The sequence below is a fragment of the Kitasatospora sp. NPDC059812 genome (assembly GCF_042732075.1).
Lineage (GTDB): Bacteria > Actinomycetota > Actinomycetes > Streptomycetales > Streptomycetaceae > Kitasatospora.
The window spans coordinates 1-4,589 of sequence record NZ_JBHWIO010000050.1 but is presented as its reverse complement, the minus strand read 5'-3'; the positions used below and the strand labels follow the sequence as shown (position 1 = coordinate 4,589).

Here is a 4,589-nt window from a genome sequence, read left to right as displayed (position 1 = left end):
GCCTCGCGGGGGCGGTCTATCGTCGCCCCACACTCTGTGTGCCGCCTCCCCACCCCATGTTGTCTACAACGCGGCGGGGGGGCCGCCCCCCCCCCCCCCCCCCCCCCCCCGGCCCGCTCGCCACGCTGACCAGCCCGGACGGCAAGAAGTTGTCTCTCGCCGCTCCGTTCGCGCTCCCCGTGGCTAAGCCGAACGGCAACTCCGCGCTCTATCCCGAAGTGATGCCCGGGGTCGACCTGAAGGTTACCGTGACCACACAGGGCGATTTCTCCACGGTCCTCATCGTCAAGAATGCACAGGCGGCTGCTAACCCCGGTCTCAAGAGTCTGCACTGGTCTGCCACCACCGTAGGGGTCAACCTACAGAGCAACGGCTCGGGCTTGGTACGGGCTACGGCCTCCGAGGATGCGGAACGGACGGTCTTTTCGTCACCCGCACCGTTGATCTGGGACTCAACCACATCTGCGGGCCCGATATCGAGTGCTCCCGCTGCTTCGAAGACCCGTGCGCTGGTGGCGGGCGCGGCGGCAGCACCGGCCGCGAAGACGGCAGAATCGGCGCCGGCGCCCGGCCAGACGTCCGTCAGCACTGCCGAGCGCCCGGGCCTAGGGGCCAGGCAAGCCGTCATGGCGGTCACCGCGACCACCAAGGGCATCGATCTCACACCCAGTCAGGACGTACTGACCGGGTCCGCGACCACCTACCCGGTGTACATCGACCCTGACTGGATCCACACGACGGCCAGCTACGACGCCTGGACCTGGGTCCGCTCATCCAGCCCGGACAGCAGCTTCTGGATGGACAGCCACCCGCTGGGTGTCGGACGGTGCGGTGCTTACCAGGTCGGCGCGCAGTGTGTGCCTGATGACGTGGAACGGACCTTCTACCAATTCAACGTGGCCGGCTACGCCGGAGCGGTGATCAAGAGTGCCACGCTGACGACCCAGGAATGGTCGGCAGCTGACCACAACTGCGCCACCACCTACCCCGTCGACCTGTTTGTCAGTGGCGCGATCGACCAAGACACGACGTGGAACCGCCAGCCGCCTCACGCCGACCTTGTGGAGGAGAAGCAGATCCCTGGCGCCGGTTGGGGAGCGTGCCACGACAACGTACCAGTGGCATGGAACGTCACGGCGGTCATGCAGCGAGCGGCGTCCAACTCCTGGAAGAAGCTCGCGTTCGCTCTTCAGGGCGATGAGGGCAACATCAACGCCCTGAAGTACTTCGACCAGGGTCCCAGCCTGACCATCGACTACGACCGGGTGCCTGACACTCCGACCAACCCCCACGTCGGACCAGTCAGTCCGCATACGGCGAATCCTGAGCGTAGCTTTGAACAGTGCACCAGCAACGACTGGAGCACCTGGGGCTGGCTCGGTGCTGGTTCACAGCAAGCAGGCATCACGCTCAACGCGACTGTGTCCAGCAGCACCCAAGCACAACTGAAGACCTGGTCGCACATCTGGGACTACTCACAGGCCGGTGTACCCGATGTCGCTAGCGGATGGTCGGACTGGACCGCGGTCGGCAACCCCGCCTCCTTCATCCTGCCGGCGGACACACTGAAGGATGGACACGCCTACGGCTACGGCATCATGGCGTCAGACGATCTCGTCGGTTGGTCGGCATCGACCCCCACCTGCACGTTCCTAGTAGACACCACTCCGCCGGTGCTGAGCTTCCCCGCCACCGTCAGTGACCCGGCACACCAATTCCCAGCCTCGGGAAACGGGCAGGTCCCGCAGATCTACGTGGGACAGACAGGTAGAATTCCCTTCACCGTCTCCGATCCCAATCCCAGCGGGCTCATGTCGTCCGGTGTGGCCTGTCTGACCTGGGGGTGGGACCCGCAACTCGCCGATGGCCGTAAGGCATGTGGCGCATCCGTTCCCACCTCGGCGGGGATAGAGGTAGCCCCGTCCCATTGGGGCACCAACATCCTCTACGCCCGAGCCACCGACAACGCGGGTAACGTCTCCCCGATCCTCTCCTACGCGTTCTACGTGCCCTGGAACCCGAACGCTACACCGCCAGTGTTCGGCGATGTCACCGGAGACGGCTCACCGGACATCGTCGTCCCGGACGCATCCGGCGACCTTCGAAGCTACACGATCCCCGGCAATCCGCTGCCCACCAGTCCCATCGGCACTCTCGCTGCCGGCGCGGCGAAGTCGCCGGGCCACGACAGCTGGACGAACTACCAGGTCTCCCACCGCGGCGCTCTCACGGGAGGCAAGGCCGTTGACGACCTCTTCGTTCACAGGGCGGGTGACAAGTACCTCTACCTCTACGACAATCCCGGCGTCACCGGAGTGCCCGGAAAGTTCGACAAGAGCAGCCCGGTTGCCAAGCCGGCGTGCGCGACCACGCCCATCAACCCGAGCTGTGACGGCTACCTTCCGGCCGACTGGAGCCGTGTTCTGTCGATCGCCGCAATAGGCGACCCGACAGCGTCCGCCCTCACACCGGGTAAGAACTTCCAGAACTCCACCGGTCTCTTCACCACCGAACTGAACGACACCGCCAGCGACGCAACGCTCTGGTATTACCCGAGCACCGGTGGCGTGCTAGGCCAGCCGGTCAAGCTCGGCACCAGCCTCTGGAAGGACTATGACCTGATCAGCCCAGGTGATTGGGCGGGCCAGAACCGTCCCGGCCTGTGGGCACGGAACCGCACGACCGGGCAGCTCAGGGCTTACACCTTCACCCCCGCCACCTACAACCCCGTGGATGACTTCGGTACGCCGACGTCAGTGACTGTCCCTACCTTCTCGGCGAACCCGGTTAACGTCGTCATCGACACTGGTGGATCCCTCTTCAAGAGCAGTGACTTCGTCCGGATCGGATCGGAAGGCGACCTCGCAGCAAACGGACAACCCGCCCTCTGGGCCCTTTCAGCTGACGGCACCATCAGCTACTGGACAGGGCAACGTACCGGCACCAGCACGTCCCCGGGGTTCGTTCTCGGAATGGCTAAGAACACAGCCATCAGCACGAGTGCGGCCTCCTATGAATGGAAGCTGGATGGAATCAAGACACCAGCCACCCAACCCACCGACGTGAACGGAGCCAACCCGCTCACCGTCCACACCACCTACCAGTGGGGCCAAGGACCCACCACGGCGAACAGCGGCGCGGCGGTGTTCACAGGCGACAACTACCTGCAGGCCAACATCCCAACCCCCGACACGAATCGGAGCTACTCGGTCTCTGCCTGGGCCAAGATCGATAACACCAACGACTACCAGACCATCGTCTGCCTGGCAGGAAGCCAGCGCAGCCCGTTCTACCTGCAGTACTCCAAGACCTTTGGGACCTGGGTCTTCATCGCTGCCGGCAGTGACGATATCAACACGCCCTACTACGCCGCAGTGGCCAAGGCACCCCCGCAGATCGGGACGTGGACTCTCCTCACCGCGACCTACAACGCGGACACCAACGCCATGACGCTGTATGTCAACGGGCAGCCTCAAGGAAGCGTCACTAATCCCACGGCCTGGCGCACCACAGGCCCCACCATCATCGGGGCATCCGCCGCAACCGGCTATCCGCTCAGCAACCAGTTGAGCGGTGCTGTCAGCGATGTTCGGCTCTACCCGTACACGCTGACCGCAGACCAGGTCGCCACCATCTACAGGACCAGCTGACCAGCAGCATTCTTTCCGTGGGCCTGCCACCGAACCTGTGATCAACCGCCTGCCATGTGATCTCCGGCTGGTCGCTGATAATTTCCAGCATTTCCAGACCTGACGGAATGTGCAGAGGCCGCTCATCAAGACGTCTGGGCCGTCCCTGCGTGCGGGGACGGCCCCGACGCCGTCGAAAACAAGTGTCGTTCCTGTGAATCCCCGTTCCCTGCGGGTGCTCCTTCCTCGATCATTCACGTGCGCGCGCCGGCGTGAGGGGTTCGGCTGGGTTGTCCGGTTCTGACGGTTCACTCTGTGGTGTGATCGCCGCTGGCCGCGCCGGTGTGCTGCGTGTCGTCGCGGTGGGCGTCGGCTTCCACGGGCCGACGGTGCTGTGGTCTCTCCTTCAGGTCGGCGGGGCGGTGGTCAGCCGAGGTCGGGAAGCCGGGCAGCGTCGTTGCCGCAGCCCAGGCACCCGCCGGACTATGGCGACAGGGCCGTGCTTGCCACCAGTAGGGCACGGCCCCCGATCAAACCAGCATCAGTACCCCCACCTCCCCGACCGCGGTGGGGTAACGGTGCGTGTCCCTCTCGGACACCAGCAGGAACCCCAGTTGATCTGGGGTTTTCTGTTTTCAGGCCCCAGGTGTGACCGACAGGGCCAGGAATGGTCTAGCCCAGACCGGAGAGCCCGATACGGCTGGTACTCGAAGCGGCCAGCTTCTTGACACCCTCGGCACAGCGTCGGTCGTACCGGCCCTTCGTGTAGCCGGGTGAGGTTCCCCCGAGGTGCGGAAGGTTGCCGGATATGGCCTGATGGGCCATGAGAAGGGAGCCTCTGTCATGGCTGCACCGATGAAGTACCCCAATGCCGCGTAGTTAAGGGGTGGTTGGGCTGGTCAAGACCACGTCCGGGTGATGTTCCAGCCGGTCGGGAACGGCCCATTCGGGAGCGAGGAT

1 protein-coding gene is annotated in these 4,589 nt (G+C 64.6%); it reads left to right on the top strand.

Translation table 11 applies throughout. The annotated features are described in order from the left end of the window. Window positions 1-179 precede the first annotated feature (179 nt). Window positions 180-3,650 carry a LamG-like jellyroll fold domain-containing protein gene (locus ACFV6D_RS23590; RefSeq protein ID WP_380561029.1) on the top strand — a complete coding sequence of 1,157 codons (3,471 nt, stop codon included), beginning with the start codon at window positions 180-182 and terminating at the stop codon, window positions 3,648-3,650. Window positions 3,651-4,589: the final 939 nt, after the last annotated feature.